This window comes from Eubacteriales bacterium mix99 (assembly GCA_038396605.1).
Taxonomy (GTDB): domain Bacteria; phylum Bacillota; class Clostridia; order Caldicoprobacterales; family DTU083; genus UBA4874.
This window is the reverse complement of sequence record CP121690.1, coordinates 298,557-316,309: the sequence shown is the minus strand read 5'-3', so window position 1 is coordinate 316,309 and position 17,753 is coordinate 298,557. Positions and strand designations below refer to the sequence as shown.

Genomic DNA, 17,753 nt, shown 5'->3' with positions numbered 1-17,753 from the left:
TGCGTCCGCAGACTTGTTTGCAGACTTCTGAAAAACATTTGGCGGTTTGAAAGCGGACAAAGGTCGGACAGATTTATTGGCATTCGGCCGACCGGCAGATAAGAGCGGATACCGCCGAAAAGGCCGGTATCCGCAGGGACTGTGGGTTAATAATTTTTGCGCATCAGTTTGTCTGCTTCGGCCAAAGCTTCGGAGACCAGAGAGGCACCCAGGCTGAACCCATGGGAGAAACATGCAGAGCCATCCAGATGTAACGCCTCCAGATAGAGGCTCGCTAGGCTCTTAAGTTGCTTTTGCTCCTCGGGAGGGAGTTTCTCTTCCAATTGGCTTTTTTTTTTCGCCAATTTCGCGGTAGACTTTACGATAGCGGGGATCCTCCGACATAATGTCCTCGGCTGGATTGGCGTCCTCATTAAAGAGTCTGCGCAGAATGGATTTCTCCGGATCACTCCTTTCCCCGGTAATATCCTTTCTGCCTGTAAAGGCCTTTGCCATAAGAAGAATGCCGAACTTCAGGGCGTAAGTGAAGGCATGGTTACGGGTGATTTCTTCCGTGTCTGCATGGGCGTCACAGTATTTTACGAATAGTTCCTTTTCGGAATCGTTCAGAGTTGCCTCTAGGTTTTTCGAGCATCTGCTTTCCAGCTGGTCTGCCCGGGTAGATTGAGAATCCTCACCACATTTTATGGCGTCCTCGAGATTGTTGTAGTATAATTCTTCGATAATCGACATGAAATCTTCTCCTCCTTGTCATTGTCTGTCTATCCGATGCCTTGAATGGAGTTGCCCGCGCATGATATAGTGTATTTACGCTGCAAGTGCCAAACGGCAATTGTCGCCTGAAGGAAGTGGCGTGTTCTTTTCCGGAGAGTCCGCCGCTTCCTTTTGCTTGACTTGGATGGTCCATATCCAACCTTCGGATTTCATTACGTATGCCTCTTATCTGGACTTTCCGTTTGTCCTACAGTGGTTAAAATTCCACAGCAGTTAAAAATATGGTAAGCATCATCATTGATACAGGCTTTTACACGCTTTGGAATATCAGTTGGCTGGCACACCTTTCTGTCAGGAAAACTATAAATATGCACATGTTGCATATCATCAGAAAGTGAACTAGTCTCCGGAAGAAAAACGGGCAATAGCAGGATATCAATTTGCTCTCAGTGAAGGAAATTCTTATCATTTGTTTTATTGGAGAAATGTCTGGTTCACGTGTTGTCCCCTTCCCGTACAGAAAAATGGGATATCATCAAAACGAAAGGCCGACAGAACAGTGCAGTCCTGATTGATGATCTTGATATCAATGCACTGCGTGAGTTTCAGCAGAAGGAATATGAGCTGCAGCGCCAGGACAATACATTCAAAGTGATTTCTCCGGATTTTGACACGGACATCCCGGCATATAAACAGAGAGGGAAACTTTGGGAGTACCTGGAAGAGCATGAGTTTAAGAATGAATCCTGATGCTGAATGAAGACCGGGCTGAAATAATTTGCGAATCTTGTTTTCCCGTAATTTAAGGGAAAAAGTCTATCGGATCTCCTTTATAATGGAAAGTGCGAACTCTATAAAGCAACCTTTGCCTATGCGAAAATAAACAAAAAAAGCATCATTTCAGATGCTTGGAATGGAGGTAAAGTCATGATGGATTATATAGTCCTTGATATTGAAAGTCCGAACAGCAGAGGTAATTCCATCTGCGCTATTGGGCTGCTCACTATCAGAAATGGAGAGATTGCAGATCGCAGGTATTCTTTGATAAACCCGGAAGACAGGTTTGACAGGAATAATTCTGCGATAACTGGAATCACGGAGAGTATGGTGCTCTATTCCCCTACCTTTCCGGTGTATTGGGAGCAGATCAGGGATATTGTTACCAGAGTTCCAATTGTTGGACATAATATCCAGTATGACTTAAACGTCATTTCAAAGGCACTTGATAGGTATGAAATTCCGGTTCCGGAGTTTCAATATATCTGCACATTACGGCTGAGTCAGAAGCTAATGTGCGAGCCTTCTTATAAACTCGGCTCACTTGCAGAAAAAATCGGGTATGAATATCAACAGCATCATGCGCTGGAGGATGCAGAAGCAGCAGATCAATTATTCCGTTACTTGATTGAAACGTATGGCCTGGATAACGTTCAACCGAAGACGTTCCAATATAAGCACAGGGTGAGGAAAAATCCTGATCTGAAGTTAGCATCGAACATTAACGACCTTCACGGAATCATCGAGGGTATTACTGCTGATGGAGTTGTTGATGAAAAAGAAATCGGCTTTTTACAGAAATGGATCGATGAGAATTCCAAATATAGGGGGTATGCTCTGTTTGATCACATTATCACTGAATTGAACGTTATTCTGGAAGACGGTCTTGTAACGGATTATGAGAGTAGAGAGCTTATGACGATTGCCGAATGCATAGATCATTCCAAAATGTATAATGAAACCACGCTTGGAATTCAGGTTCTCGATGGCATCCTTAAGGGAATAACAGCCAATCAGGTGATTAATCAGGCAGAGGCTGATGATCTGCAACAATGGCTGAGATCCAATGATTATCTTGCAGGCGTTTATCCTTATGACAAGATTCTCAGCGTTGTAACGAGAATCCTGGAAGACGGAAAGCTCAGTGACGAAGAAAATGTTGAGCTCATGTCTGAGATTGATGAAGTTCTGAATCCGGTTAAGGAAAGCAGCAGTTTCAATCTGGAAGGAAAATCATTCTGTCTTACGGGGGATTTCAAGACCGGATCGAGAGCAGAGATGGAAAAACTTCTGACAGAAAAGGGCAGCATCAAGAAATCGGGAGTATCCGCGAAGGTGGACTATCTGTTTGTCGGGAGCCTTGGCTGCGAAGCATGGAAGTATGGCAATGTCGGTGGTAAAATTGCTAAGGCGCAGGAAGGGTAAGAACATCCAGATTATCAGTGAGGATGATTTGATGACACAGATCGCCGTAAGCTAAGCCAGTTGTTTCCCCCTAATTTACGGGAAAAAGTCTAAAGAAAATTATATGCTGACGCGGGACTTTGTGCCGGACTTGACAATCAGTGACTTGAGAATCAGATAATTTCAAAAAAGAACGCTGCCGATCCCCACATCGTAGGATATTTCGTTGATCGCACGGGAAGTGGTCACTCCTCTCGCAGGAATGCACTGGTAGAACTGGTATATATTATGCCGTCCCTGTGTGAAACCGTTTATCTCCCGCCCGGTATACAGGGATATAAGTTACCGCAATCCTTATGAGTCCTTTCTCAAGGCCATTCAGACCTATGAATCATAAAGATCTTAACTATAAAAATCTCCTTCCCGGAATGGAAGGAGATTTTTATGGCTTTATTGTGCTGTGATCACATACCGTAAAACAGGTGTGGACGTGAAATCAACAATTAAATTCTAACTGCAAGGCTCGAAGCTTCTTCTGTAGCAGCCAGCGCATCCCGTGCTTTGCTGGCGTCGCCGATGGTGTAAATCTCCGGAACCATGCCATGGAGCTGTTCTTCAAGAGGATTATAGGGAACAACGCCCATAGCTAAAATGATGTTGTCAAAGCCCGTTAATTCGGTTTGCTTTCCATCCTTTTCAATCAGAACCGTGTTATCTGAGAACTTACGTACTTTGGCAGCGGTAATGATTTCCACCTTGTTCTTATCCAGACGTTCCCTTATTCCGACTTTATGAACATAATGCATATCTTCCATAATTTCGTCCTTCATTTCGACAATGGTCATATGCCGTCCATACTGGCCCAGGAAATCAGCTACCTCTACGCCAACACTGCCGCCTCCGACAATCAGGACTTTTTTGCCCATTTCAACTTTACCCTGGAGAACATCCACCGCATGAGCATACCTTGGATTGTCGATACCGGGTATATTGGGAACCAGAGGTTTACCGCCTGTAGCCAGGACCACAGCATCGGGTTTTTCAGCTTTGACCATTTCTGCGGTAACTTCCGTATTCAAGTGAATTACTACGCCGTATTTCTCACACATGTGCCGGTAGTATGCTATCGGTGCAGTCAGCTCGCCCTTTCCGGGAGCAATTGCACCAATGCGGAACTGTCCTCCCAATACACTTTGCTTTTCGTACAGGCTTACCTGATGTCCGCGCTTCGCCATAATCCACGCTGCTTCCAGACCGCCGGGTCCGCCGCCGACCACCATGACTCGTTTGGACCTGGATACCGGTTTCACCTTGCGCGTACCTTCCTTGCCGGCAAGGGGATTGACCAGGCAGGTCAAAGGCTTGCCATCAAAGATGTTTCCTGCACAGCCCTGATGACAGGCAATGCAGGGAGCGATTTCCTCCAGGTTGCCTCCGGCTACTTTGTTGGGCATCTCAGGATCGGCGATGGACTGTCTTCCAAAGGAGACCATGTCGGCTTTTCCTGTCAGCAATACATCTTCGGCAATAAAAGGATCCGTATAACGCCCTACGGTAATGACCGGTATGGATACGGACTTTTTCACTTCTCCGGCAAGTTCCGCAATGTAACCGGCTTTGATTTCGGTTGGAGCCCAAAGCCATTGACTGCTGCCGTATACGCTGGCTGTGACGTGCATGGCATTTACGCCCAACTCCTCAAACAACCTAGCAATGGCCCGGGTTTCGGCTATGGTTCTTCCTCCGGTGATTTTTTCATCACCGCTGATACGGAAGATAATGGGGAAGTTTGCATCCACCTGTTCCCGGATGCCTTTGATGATCAGAGTGGGGAAGCGCATTCGGTTGATAAAGGTGCCGCCAAACTCATCGGTGCGCTTGTTGGAATAGGGAGACATAAACTGAGCAACCAGATAGCCGTGGGCACCGTGAATTTCAACGGCATCTGCGCCCGCCTCACGGGCCCTTTGCGCAGCATCAATGAAGTTTTGTATCTGTGTATAAACTTCCTCCGTCGTTAATTCCCGGGGGATTTCTGCACAGATCGGGCAGGGCAACGGCGAGGAAGAAACAGGCTGTTCGCCCATGATTCCTGTATTCGTTTGTCTTCCTGCATGATGCAGCTGGACGGAAACCTTTGCTCCATATTTGTGACAGGCATCAATCAGTTTCCTGTATTGAGGAATAAATTTATCATCCCATAAACCAGGTTCTGTTTTAATTGCTTCTCCTTCCGGAGCGACGGCGGTGACCTCAATGGTAATCAGTCCGAAGCCGCCTTTGGCGCGTGCGGAATAATAGTCGATCATTCGCTGGGATACCGTAGCATCCTGGTTGGCAAAGCAGGTACCCATGGGCGGAACGACAAAGCGGTTCTTTACCTCCATACTGCCAATCCTGATTGGGGACAATAAGGTTTTGAATGGCATAGACACTTCCTCCTTCAATTTGATTGCTTTCATTTGACAAAGGCACAGCAGGGAAAGCATGTATTTATGCTTGTCAAATTTATAACAATTATATCAAAAGGTGACCGGCAAGTCAATGATGAATCGCTGGTTATTTATGCCTTATATCCTTCGCCAGCTGTTGGAATTTACCCTGTGATCAAGGCCTGACAAGGGACTGTTTTCGTCGTTGATTTACTTTTCGGTATATTTATGAAATAATGTTGATAGCAAATAAACGGAATGAGGTATCGGCTATGACCATGTCTATTGAAAAAAGAGAAAAAATTGCGCGACTACGAAAGAAGCAGATCTTGGATGCCTCTCTGAAGCTGTTTGACAAAAAAGGCTATGCCAATACCACAATTGCTGAGATTGCTGATCTTGCGGGGATCAGCAAGGGATTGGTGTATAAATATTTTGATACAAAAAAAGATCTCCTGCTTGCTTACCGGGATATTGTTCATCAATGTGAGAAAGAAGTCTATACAATGCCGACAGCTGTCGAATCTTTGCGCTTATTTGCTGCCAGGCTACTTTTGGAGTATGAAGTGACGGGTTATCAACCCCCGTTACGTGTTCTGATAATGGGATATATCAATGGGGATCTGGGCATGGATGAGGAGGAGAATTATTTTCTGAACCAGTATGGCCAGAAGTTTTTTGGCCCTTTGATAAAAAAAGGACAGGATGCAGGAGAGTTCCGGCCGGGAAATCCAGAGGAGATGGGAGATATATTCTGGCACACCTTGATCGGATATACTGTGCAGATCATGTATCAGCATCCTGATATCAACGAGAGGCCTGATATCGAAGCCATTTTGGATATCGTAAGAATATAAAGGCTGTCTCTTTGAGCGGGGCAATAAGTTTGCAGTTTTCATTGTACTTCACCCTTGGAGGAGGCAAGGGGCTATTTCAATTAACCATAAATTTGCTGTTTTCAAAGGATCAGCCTGTCACCATCTGCATGGCAGGCCTTTCTGGATATGACGCGCAGGCCACCATTGGAAAACCACTATGGTCAGATCATGTTCTTTCTGTCCGGTGGTTTTTTCTATTGTACTTTTCTATGAAAATCTAAAATATTGCAGTCTTATAAAGAATTGAAGATTGATTTTTCAAAGGGGATACCTATAATGAATGTGAGTAAAACAGGCAGACATACTGAAAGGAGGTTTTACCATGCAGAAAAAAGAAGCCCAGCCGGCTTTGCTGCAAAAATATCTACACAATATCCGCTCCAATCCCGGACTTTATATTATGATTATATTACCGTTGGTATATCTTATCATCTTCAAATACATTCCTATTTATGGAGTACAGATTGCTTTTCGGGATTATTCGCCGGCCAGGTCCATTACCGCAAGTCCCTGGGTTGGATTAAAGTATGTAAAGAAGTTTATTTCCTACTATTCTTTTTGGGAAATAATGAGAAATACACTGGTTTTGAATTTATACAGTCTTGCAGTATTCCCAATTCCCATTATCTTTGCACTGATGCTGAATTATATGAGATCAGCGGCTTTTAAGAAAACAATCCAGGTGGTAAGCTATATCCCACACTTCATTTCCACTGTGGTTATGGTGGGAATCATCATGCAGTTTCTGAATAAACAGACTGGTGTGATCAATCAGGTCATTCAGCTTTTTGGAGGGAACCCCATCGAGTTTATGTCAAAACCGGGATATTTTTCTCATATATACGTGTGGTCCGGCATATGGCAGGGAATTGGCTACAACTCCATCATTTATATTTCTGCCCTTTCCGGGGTTTCACCTGAGCTGCATGAGGCTGCTATTGTGGATGGTGCCGGGATATTGAAGCGAATCTGGCATGTTGACCTGCCCGGTATCCTGCCAACGGTGGCCATCACGTTTATCATGGGTTGTGGGAGTATCTTCAATGTAGGCTATGAAAAAATATATCTGATGCAGAATAATCTGAACCTGAAGGTTTCTGAGGTAATCAGTACCTATGTATACAAGCAGGGTATTGCAAGCACGATGCCTCAATACTCCATGGGTGCAGCTATCGATCTGTTCGTTTCCCTGTTGAATATTGTCATGCTGTTGCTTGTAAACAGGGTAACAAAGGCATTGACGGAAAGCAGTCTTTGGTAAGGGGGAAACCATGATGACAAATTCAAAAAAATATCAGAACTACGGATCAGGGGATCGAATCTTTTGTGTTGTAAATGGTTTTTTATTGATCATGATATTTATTATCCTGCTGTATCCGCTTCTATTTATTGTATCCGCTTCATTTTCGGCAGATACCACGGTGATGGGACTTTCCCTGCTGCCGGGGAAATTTTCCCTGGCCGGCTATCGGGCGGTGTTTGAATATAAGGATATCTGGACCGGATACGTCAATTCCCTGATTTACATGGCGGCAGGCACTCTGCTTTCCCTTACCTTAACTGTTTGCTGTGCCTATCCCCTATCACGCAGGGATTTTGCCATGCGCAATTTTATGATGACGCTTTGCATGATTACCATGTATTTCAGCGGTGGGCTGATTCCCACATTTCTGACGGTCCGCAGACTGGGAATGCTGAATAGCATGTGGGCTATTATTCTTCCGGGATCCATGTCCGTTTATAACATGATCGTAATGCGGACTTACTTTCAGACGCAAATTCCGGACGAGCTCTGGGATTCCGCACAACTGGACGGCTGCGGAAACATACAGTTTCTGTTTTCCATTGTACTCCCACTTTCAGGGGCGATTCTGGCAGTAATCGGATTATTTTACGCGGTGGGGAACTGGAACTCGTATTTCTCAGCCCTGATCTATCTTACGGACCGTAAAAAGTTTCCGCTGTCCATTATTTTACGTGAAATTTTGATTACCAATTCCGCCAAACTGGAATTTATGGATCTGGATACCAGCATGGCATTACAGGAACGGCAGAATCTGATGAAATATTCCGTTATTATTGTGTCTTCGCTCCCTGTCCTGCTAATCTATCCATTTGTCCAGAAGTATTTTGTAAAAGGAGTGATGATTGGCGCAGTTAAGGGCTGAGTGCGACGCGTTGCCGCGCAGATAAATGTCCGGAGTCCAAAAGTATATGCAAAAAAGAGGGGGTAAATTATGAATAAGAAAGTTATGAATAAGAAAGTTATGAATAAGAAAGTTATGAATAAGAAAGTTATGAAGAAGAAGAAAGCAGCAGCTCTTATTTCAGCTCTGTGCCTTGCTATTCTGATCACAGGCTGTTCCGGTAAGTCACAGAAGCCCTCGGATTCCAACGGCAAGCCAAATTCTGCCACTGAATCAGCTTCCGGCAGCAAGGCTTCATCCGGAAAAGAAATCAAGGTTTCCGATCCCAATGAATTTCCCATTGTAACCAATCCGGTGACACTTACCGCATGGACCGGCAAAAGGGAACATATTTCCGATCCGAAGACAAACACCATGATAACAGAGTATGAGAAGAAAACCGGAGTACATATCAAATGGACGTTTGTGCCTGGAGAAGAATATTCCACTCAACTGAATCTTTCTTTTGCCGGTGGGGAATATCCCGATATGTATCTGACCAATTTAACCCCGGAACAGGTTCAGACGGCAACGGAAAGTAAAATTTTACTGCCGCTTAACGATCTGATCGAATCCCAGGGAACCAATACCAAAAAGGTACTGGAGGAAAACCCGGAATATAAGGAATATTTAACCTCCCATGACGGGAATATCTATACCCTGATGGAAACGGATGTCGGCGTTCATATGAGGAACACCCATAAGATGTTTCTTTATAATGACTGGCTTCAGAAGCTTGGCGGCAAGGTTCCTGAAACAACAGGGGAATTCAGAGATTATCTGATTCAGATTCGGGACAAGGACTTGAACGGCAATGGGAAAAAGGACGAAATCCCTATGATCTCCTTTGGCGCAGAAGGGGATCCTGTTCCGTATATTATGGACAGCTTCCAGATGACAGGAGATAATTATTACTATATCGATGACAGTGGCAAGCTGGTATTTGCCCCCATCACTGATGACTGGAAGGAAGGACTTCGTTATCTGAATGATTTGTATCAAGAAGGATTGTTTTACGCAGAAGAGACCTATACCCAGGATGGCGATTCCCTGAAAGCTCTTGTCAATAAGAAAAAGGGAGAGGATTTTCTGGTGGGAGCCGTGCCTTCCTTTTTCCAGGGCAGATTTATTGACACAGGCGTCCTGAATTGGACGGATTATGTTCCCATTGGTCCGCTGAAGGGACCATCCGGTCATCAGGCTGTGCCGGACAACGGAATCGTGTTCCGGCTTTGCTCTGCCATTTCCTCACAGTGCAAATACCCGGAGGTGGCCATGAAATGGCTGGATTATTGGACGGGAGAAGAAGGGACCTTTGCCAATGCATATGGAATGAAAAAGGGCGTGAACTATGAAATGGTGGATAAGCCCGCATTTTCCGGAGCGGATCAGTCTGTCAAGGTTCTTCAGAATTCCTACAGTGATAATTTCCGCTTTGGTGAGAACATGGTGCCGAAAGTGGACAGTGAAAAGATTCGTTATGCGGTAACGGACGACGAATCCACCTATAACACCAACAATACCTTTATTCTGATGCAGGCAGCCAGGATGTATGAGTCTTATTATCAGTCCCTGAATATTCCATCTATTGTATGGAGTGATAAGGAAACGATCTCGAAGATGACGGAAGACTCCGGGCTTTTCAACGACTATATCAAAAGGGCAAACACGGAGTTTATTCTGGGAACCCGCAGCCTGGATAAGGACTGGGATGCTTACCTGAAAGAATTAAAGGATATGGGTCTGAAAGACTACCTGACGGTATTGAGGAAATATTACGGGGCAAAATAATTTTTTTAAAAAAGGTTAAATGGGGATAGACCATTGCATGAAAATGGTCTATCCTGTTATGATGAAAGAGGGGGAACCTATGGGTTATCATATTAAAAAAGACTTTCATCTGAAAAATCCTTCCTTACTGAAATTTACTGTTTCCTGGTTTTCCATGCTGCTGATTCCCGCAGTCATGGGTATCAGCATCTATCTGCTCGTGCTTGAAAACAATTCCAGACAGCTGGATGAGTATAATTACCAGATGATCAGGACGGCATCCGAAGATCTGGAACGGAGCCTTTGCGCAGCGGATGATTTTGCCGATACCCTGAATATGGTGGAAACCCTGAATACCTGCATGGATCCCCTGACCGATATATCCGGAGTGGTTCCCGATATTGCGGAGTTATCCCTTTCCAGGGTTCCCGATACCAACGGACTGATTGATGACTATATGATATACAGCCGGTTCAACCATTTGATACTTTCCCATAACAAAGCGTTTTTTAAGCTTAAGCTCTATTATGGAAGCTATTTTCAATATGGAGATGCAGATTTTGAGGATTGGATAAAGACCGTTTTCCCCATAAGTTACAGGAAGCAGGTTTTGCCTTCCGAATGGGTTGCTTTGGGGTCGAATCAGGATTATTCCTTGATATATCGGATTCCTTTCCTGGACCTGAAAAGTACGGAGGAACTGGGACAAACCGTATTTTTTATCGGGGAGAGTGGAATAAAAAAGCTTCTTTCTCCCATTTTTTCCACAGGGGCATCCAATGTCTGGATATTGAATCAGGAAGGGGTCCCTCTTTGCTCTCTGAAAAAGGATAAGGAATCCATTCAGCATGATGGCGGGGGCATTTCGGAAGACTTGGAAAATGCCCTTGAAAGTGCCGGCTCTTCCCATACCCTGCAGTATAATGGTTTTGTAATGTATCAATATCATATAGGCGATCATGGCATGATCCTGGTAGGCGCTGTTCCTGACAAGGTATTCAACCAGCAGGCAAATGAGGTGTTGAAGGTTGTCATTTTGGTGCTTGCTGCATTGTTTCTGGCAGGAATCATGATTTCTGTCTTCCTTTATTATTGTAATCAGCGCCCTCTCCGTAAAATTGTAAACCGGATTCCTGAAATAGATCCCTCTCTGTTGCATTTTCCGCAGAATTCAGCCATCCGTAACGGTTTATGGGCAATTGACAATGCCATGACCCACATTTACAGCAAAAATAGAGAGCTGGAACAGAATGTAGCGGCAAGCAGTGAGCGCCTGAAAAAAATAATGGCTTCAAAGCTTTTGAGCGGTGAGCCCATGACGATGGAAGAGACCTCGGACTTTCTTTCTTCCTATCACATTTCCTGCATGGGGGATGTTTTCTGTATAGGAGATACCGTACTGTTCCGTGGAGTTTATGTTCGCCTTTTTGAGGATATCCAGAGTTTGGGAGATGCCGAAAATGTTTTAAACGCTGCCCTGCGGGATCTGAAACTCAATCGTCAATTTGTCTGGATCGAAGTTCCCGGGCCGAACATTTTTGCTCTTCTTGAAATCATGCACCAGGAGATTCCGGAAAAAAGGAAACAGGATCCGGATGCGCTGGAAGTGTACTATCATCTCTATTCCCATATAAAAAGTACCTGTGGCGCCGATCCGTTCTTTTACCTTGGACTTCCCCAGAAAAAGCTGCAAAATGTCCCGGAATCCTTTTTCCAGGCACAGCAGGTAATGCTCTCGGAAAATAAGCAGGGAAAGCGATATATTCTGGAATACATAGACTTCCCCTCTTCCATGGCTTCCCTGTCTTATTCCTCTTTTCAGGAGGAAAAGCTGCTGAATTTAATATCTGTTGGCAATGAACGGGATGTGGCGCAGTTGTTGGATCAGATCCACCGGGATCATTTTATCACGGGAAATGTCAGTTCCTTTATGAAAAAAGTCCTGTATTACAAGATGCTGGAAACCATGGTCCGTGCAGGCTATGTGCCTTCCCCTGAAGATGAGGAAATCTATTATCATGCAGATGCTGTCCCGGACACGGAATTTTTTCAGTTTTTAAGGGAGACATGCCACACTCTGTGCCGGGATGCCAGGGAAAAAATTAACAAACAGCAAAGTTTACTTTATCGGGATCTACGTTTGTACCTCCAGGAAAATTTTACCGACAGTTCCCTTAGCCTTACCTCACTTTCCACAGAGTTTCATATGACGGAAAGTTATCTTTCTGTTTTCATCAAAGAGTGGTTTGCGAGTAATTTTTCAACTTATCTGGAGCTCCTCAGGATTAAAAAGGCCAACGAGCTGCTGGATAAAGGGGAAAGTTCCATAAGCGGGATTGCACAGGCCGTCGGTTATACTTCATCCAACTCATTCGGCCGGGCATATAAGCGTGTCATGGGATTCAGCCCTTCTGCCTATCGGAAAAAAGGCAGCAGGGAGGACAGGAGCGGAGCAGTGTTGAGCAGTGAAAAACTGGGTGACTGAGAATAAAACAGCTTTCAGGCTGAGAAAGAAGAAGGATTTATGATCGCAAAAATTAAGGTTGCCAGGGAGAAGAAAAATGTACTGATTGCATCCCATCGGGGATGCAGCGGGGGGAATGTCATTCAGAATACCATTCCTGCTTTTGAAAATGCCCTGCTTCAGGGCGCCGATATTCTGGAAATGGATGTGGTCCGTTCCACGGACGGTAAATATTTTTTGTTTCATACGGATCAGGAACCTGCTCTGCTGGGTACCTCCCAGCGTCTGAATACATTGGATTCCGGGCAAATCCTGAGCTTTTCCCTGCATAACTGTATCCATTATCCAACCAGGCAAAAGGTCAACCGGCTGGATGATGTACTGGAACAGTTCAAGGGACGATGCCTGATTAACATTGACAGAAGCTGGGGCTTCTTTGAAGAGCTGATTCCACACCTGGACCGTTTTCAGATGCAGGATCAGATCATCCTGAAAGGACATTCCTCCCCAAAGGAAACGGAAGTGATGCAATCGATCGGCTCGAAATATATGTATATGCCCATTGTGTCAAGGCAGGAAGACGTCGATCGGGCTTTTCCGCTGAATTGCCGCGTGATTGGCATGGAGATGGTTTTCCAGGAAGAGAACAGTTCGCTGCTGCAGGAGGCAAACATCCGGAAGGCGCATGACAGAGGATGGATATTATGGGCAAATTCCATCAATCTGGACGATACGCAAAAGCTGGGTGGGGGTCACGATGACCGGATTTCCATGTTTCAGGATCCGGAGGACGGCTGGGGATGGCTGGTCCGTTATGGATTTGATGTAATTCAGACGGACTGGCCAATGCTTTTGTCATGCTATCTCAGAAAATAAATGCAGCATGTCATCTGCATTCTTCCTCTTCAGAGAAGTATGTATACCGGGTGGAACTCAGGAATGATCTGTCGGGCAGGCTCTCCTCTTTATCGCTGATCCAATTCCGAAACAAAAACCAGCTGGATATTCTCCTCCCCGAACTCGGGCAGCATGTCAGTGATCGCTTCAGCCGTGACATCCCCGCCTTCAATACCTGCATGGCCGATTGCAACGGCAAATCCCTTCTTCAGGGCAATTTCCCCGGCCTGCTTCAGACGTTTCACCACAAAGCTTTTGGGCTGCTTCCCATCCAGGAACACATCCCTGTCATAGCACAATACGCCCTGTTCGTCGGCAACCTCCTTTCCAATGGGGTGCCTTGTTGTGCGGCTGTCCACAAAGTACATGTTCTTTTTCTTTAAAACGTCCAATACAGCCGACATGACAGATTTATCGCTGCTTGCCCTCGATCCCATATGTATATTGGCCCCTACCGCATAGGGAACGCTGCTGATTGCCTCGGCGGTGAGTTTCTTTATTTCATCGCCTGTCATCCCGGATATGATTGGTCTTGGCCCTACTCAGCTTATTTTTCCTCCATTCGCTTCCATAGGTAAATGGACGATAACCTCGATACCGTTTTCATAGGCATTCACGGCATCTCTTTCAGTGTTTTCCAGAAAAGGCATGACAGCAAAGGTCAGATGTTCCTTGATGGCCAGCATCTTATCCAGGCCCGAATCGGTGGAGCCAATATCATCTATAATAATGGCAAGTTTTGCAGTGGGAGGCGGGCTGTCCTTCCTATCAGTGCGGTCTGCTGCTTCGTTATGTTCCGGATCATTTACCGTAACTGCTCCATGCACGTTTTTGGGTGTATGTGCCGATGATTCCTCATGATGGGATACAGCATACAGTATCCCCGCCATGATAAGGATGCCCAGCAAAACTGCCAAAACGGCCTGAACCGTTTTTTTTTGGATTATAATTATTTTATGCTCTTTCATACGATACACCTTTCTATATATGCTGTCCCCTGCACAGGGCCGTTCCTTCTACCTATTACTACTCCTGTGCGGCCCGATTTATTCTGATTCATGTGCATTAACCCATGCCCTGATCCCGCTGCGTTTCATTGTATGGATTCTGCCTGCACCATCCATCCATCCGGTATCAAAATAAGAAAGGGAAGTTCCTTGTAAATTTTCCAATGGAACAACCGATATATATAAATAAATGACTTTTTTCGACTTTCCCATGATTCAGGGGAAAAATCCTGTCGAATCTCCTCTATAATTGGGAGTGCAATGGCGTGAAGCGCAGGAGATTGCGCATCCGTTTTTCCTATCGGTATGCATATTGCCTTTGAGAAGATTGTGCAAGGACAATATCGCATGATTTACAGGGGGGTTCGGCAAGTTTACAGCAAATGAAAAGATTATCTTTGATTCTGGCATTGGTTCTGATCCTGTTTACTTTATTTGGCACTGGGATTTTAACTTCATCGGAAGAAAATACGCCGCCCCGCGAACCATCCGGACTGCGGACAGAAATGCTGGAGAATGCTTACGGACTTTCCACCAAAAATCCTGCGCTTTCATGGATTGTAAACGATTTGGATGCGAACGAAGTGCAGACCGCTTATCGTATTGTTGTATTCGATTCCCTGAAACAGGGAGAAAGCAGGGAATATATTCTGGATACCCATTGGATTTCTTCCGATGAGAGTTCCTATGTTCATGTCAGTGGCCTGGAAAGCAAATTGATGGATAATGAACTGTACTATTGGCAGGTACAGACAAAAGACAGGAATGGTGCCAAAAGCCCTTTCTCCAGGCCGCAGCCCTTTATGACTGATATTGGATCCGGATGGAAGAGTCTGAGCGATATCTGGAAAGATACACCATTTGGGAAAGACATAAATGGCATAAATGATATAAATACCAGGAAAAGCGGGGACCTGGCAAAACCAGTATCCGGAAATTTTGTGTTCTTTCGCAGTCCCCGGCTGAAGAGTACAGGGAATAAAGCAGTGGAAAAAGCAATTTTGAGTGCTGCGGCCCGGAATACCGAGTCGGAAAAATCCCAGATATTTGATTTGTATGTGAATGGGCAGTCTGTCGGTACAGGCCCTGCACGGGACTTTGGCAATGTGGGGAAGTACGGCGGCTCATCAGATTATACGCAGGCCTACTATAATTCCTTTGATGTCACGGATCTGTGGAAGGAAGGCAGTGACAACGTAATCAGTGCAGTTGCCTATGGCAGGGACCGCTCGAAACGTGGATTTCTGACGCAATTGACGGTATTTTATACAGATGGCAGCAAGGAGGTGCTGACCAACAGCGGTACGGAGGATTCAAACTGGAAGGCACTGGACGGGACGGCTGCTTTCGGCAGGTCCGGACGCACCATAGGAACGTCCTATTTTCAAATGCCGGCAGAGGATATGGATGTCCGACGCTATCCGGCAGGCTGGAATACAGTGAACTTTGATGACAGCTTATGGGGAAAGGCAGATCGGGGGAAGCCGGTTGCGGATGCGGTCCGCGGGAAAACCGGCCGTGTTCTGACTCCCTATCCTTCGGAAAACACGATCCGCACCCTTGTGAACGAACCAGCAAAGTCCGTATCCCAAAACAGAAATGGCATTCTGATCGATCTGGGCAAGGAAATTATCGGCGGGTTGAAAGTCAACCTGAACAGTCCCAAAGAACAGCGAATCACGGTTCGTATGGGTGAGCAGAGAAATGAAGATGGTACGGTTCGCTACGAATTGCTGGCAGGGCCGATATATGAAGAAACCTGGACATTGAAGCAGGGATTGAATTCTTTTGAAACCGTTACCATGAAGAACTTTCGCTATATTGAAATCATTGGGTTCAGGGGAACCATTGAGAAAAATGGAATTATGGGCCGGGCAATGCATCAGCCTTTTGACCGGGATGCCTCCTGCTTTCAGGCAACGGACGGCACGGACGCTTCAGCTTTGCTGAATCGTATCTATGAGCTCAGCAAGTACACGATGGAAGCCACCAATCAGGATCTGTACACGGATTCGCAGGCCCGGGAGAGACGTGCCTATGAAGGGGACTTATTGGTCCAGTCCAATACGAGTTATGCGGTTTCCGATCATTATACCCTTGCCCGGCATACCAGCCGATATCTGCTGGATCATGAGATTTGGCCGGATGATTATAAACTATTTTCCATAGAAGCAGCGTGGCAGGATTATCTGTACACAGGGAATCCGGACTTCCTTAAGGAAAATTATGACATACTGGTAAAGAAAGCAGAGATCCTAACGTTTCAGAAAGAAATGGGTCTGGTAACCGGGAATGGCCTGATTGATTATGATAACAGTACATGCGATGGGTTTATGAAAGGTGTTTACAATACCCCATGGAATGCAGAATGCGTTGGGATTTATTCTATCCTTTCCAAAATCGCGACTGTGACCGGGCATGAGACGGATGCGCAAAAATACGAGGGCCTGTCAGATACGGTCCGGGTAAACATGATCCGTAAAATGTATCATGAACAGGAAGGAAAATTTTATGATTCCCTCAATGCTGATGGAACGCCTGTCCGAACGGAAGACTGCTCTGTCTATCCGTCTGTATATGCACTGGCTTACGGTGTGTTTGATTCTCAGGAAATGGCGGACCGGCTGGCGGACTATGTCTGGAACGACGGGAAGTTTAAAGGAAGTATTTATATGTCCTATTTCATCCTGAGAGGCTTATATTCTTCCAATAACGGCACGAAGGCAATGGAGCTTTTAACCAACCCTGAGGTTGGGGAAGGCGTCAAAACTTTTGCTTCCGTTCTGGATAACTTACAGGCGACCATTACCCCGGAGGCATGGGGAGAAAAGCAAAAAACCGCCATGACCCTGTCTCATCCCTGGGGCTCATCTCCTGGAGGCGCCATTGTGCAGGGCATGTTCGGCATTGCTCCAATCACCCCCGGATTTAACAAGTTTGCCATCAGGCTGCAGCCGGGCGGCATCCCATCAGCCAAGGTAAAGGCGCCAGGCGTAAAAGGACCGATTCTGGTTTCCTACAGGCAGAAAAAGGACGGGCTGGCTGCAAAAGTAACCATTCCGGTGAACACGGAAGCAAAAGTTTCCCTGCCGGCAGGGGATCGGGCCGGCTCATCCTTCCTTGTGGATGGACAAGCTGTGGAAGCTTCCAGAACCGGGGACTATCTCATGGTTTCGCTGGGATCCGGTACCCATAGTCTGGAGATTTCCGGAGGAGCATAGAAA

The 17,753-nt window shown here is 45.7% G+C and carries 11 protein-coding genes and 1 pseudogene; 9 read left to right on the top strand and 3 right to left on the bottom strand.

What is annotated here, in order from left to right; genetic code table 11:
* Positions 1–282: 282 nt before the first annotated feature.
* Positions 283–732 carry a hypothetical protein gene (locus tag QBE55_01280; protein ID WZL78833.1) on the bottom strand — a complete coding sequence of 150 codons (450 nt, stop codon included), beginning with the start codon at positions 730–732 and terminating at the stop codon, positions 283–285.
* Between the two features lie 480 nt (positions 733–1,212).
* Between QBE55_01280 and QBE55_01275 the strand changes: the two genes are divergently transcribed.
* Entirely contained in the window at positions 1,213–1,464 is a 252-nt protein-coding gene (locus QBE55_01275) for a hypothetical protein (GenBank protein WZL78832.1), read from the top strand.
* Positions 1,465–1,641: 177 nt separating this feature from the next.
* Positions 1,642–2,916 carry an exonuclease domain-containing protein gene (locus tag QBE55_01270; GenBank protein WZL78831.1) on the top strand — a complete coding sequence of 425 codons (1,275 nt, stop codon included), beginning with the start codon at positions 1,642–1,644 and terminating at the stop codon, positions 2,914–2,916.
* A gap of 482 nt (positions 2,917–3,398) precedes the next feature.
* Here QBE55_01270 and QBE55_01265 read toward each other — a convergent pair whose 3' ends face one another.
* The gene (locus QBE55_01265; protein WZL78830.1) at positions 3,399–5,324 is read right to left on the bottom strand and encodes an FAD-dependent oxidoreductase; all 1,926 of its coding nucleotides are present in this window, start codon (positions 5,322–5,324) and stop codon (positions 3,399–3,401) included.
* A gap of 275 nt (positions 5,325–5,599) precedes the next feature.
* On the opposite strand from QBE55_01265, the gene QBE55_01260 reads away from it, so the two are divergent.
* The 6 genes from QBE55_01260 to QBE55_01235 all read left to right on the top strand — a co-directional run bounded on the left by QBE55_01260 (position 5,600) and on the right by QBE55_01235 (position 13,501).
* Complete coding sequence (locus QBE55_01260) at positions 5,600–6,184, top strand: TetR/AcrR family transcriptional regulator (GenBank protein WZL78829.1); 585 nt, start codon at positions 5,600–5,602, stop codon at positions 6,182–6,184.
* Positions 6,185–6,527: 343 nt separating this feature from the next.
* Entirely contained in the window at positions 6,528–7,466 is a 939-nt protein-coding gene (locus QBE55_01255) for an ABC transporter permease subunit (GenBank protein WZL78828.1), read from the top strand.
* A 10-nt stretch (positions 7,467–7,476) separates the two neighbouring features.
* Positions 7,477–8,373: a carbohydrate ABC transporter permease gene (locus tag QBE55_01250; protein ID WZL78827.1), complete on the top strand. Its 897-nt coding sequence runs from the start codon at positions 7,477–7,479 to the stop codon at positions 8,371–8,373.
* Between the two features lie 69 nt (positions 8,374–8,442).
* The gene (locus QBE55_01245; GenBank protein WZL78826.1) at positions 8,443–10,182 is read left to right on the top strand and encodes an extracellular solute-binding protein; all 1,740 of its coding nucleotides are present in this window, start codon (positions 8,443–8,445) and stop codon (positions 10,180–10,182) included.
* A 79-nt stretch (positions 10,183–10,261) separates the two neighbouring features.
* Complete coding sequence (locus QBE55_01240; GenBank protein WZL78825.1) at positions 10,262–12,646, top strand: AraC family transcriptional regulator; 2,385 nt, start codon at positions 10,262–10,264, stop codon at positions 12,644–12,646.
* A 39-nt stretch (positions 12,647–12,685) separates the two neighbouring features.
* Positions 12,686–13,501: a glycerophosphodiester phosphodiesterase family protein gene (locus QBE55_01235; GenBank protein ID WZL78824.1), complete on the top strand. Its 816-nt coding sequence runs from the start codon at positions 12,686–12,688 to the stop codon at positions 13,499–13,501.
* 89 nt (positions 13,502–13,590) lie between these two features.
* Here QBE55_01235 and QBE55_01230 read toward each other — a convergent pair.
* A pseudogene (locus QBE55_01230) lies at positions 13,591–14,208 on the bottom strand (divergent polysaccharide deacetylase family protein).
* 704 nt (positions 14,209–14,912) lie between these two features.
* Here QBE55_01230 and QBE55_01225 point away from each other — a divergent pair.
* A complete protein-coding gene (locus tag QBE55_01225) occupies positions 14,913–17,750 on the top strand; it encodes a family 78 glycoside hydrolase catalytic domain (protein WZL78823.1) in 2,838 nt (945 codons plus the stop codon).
* Positions 17,751–17,753: the final 3 nt, after the last annotated feature.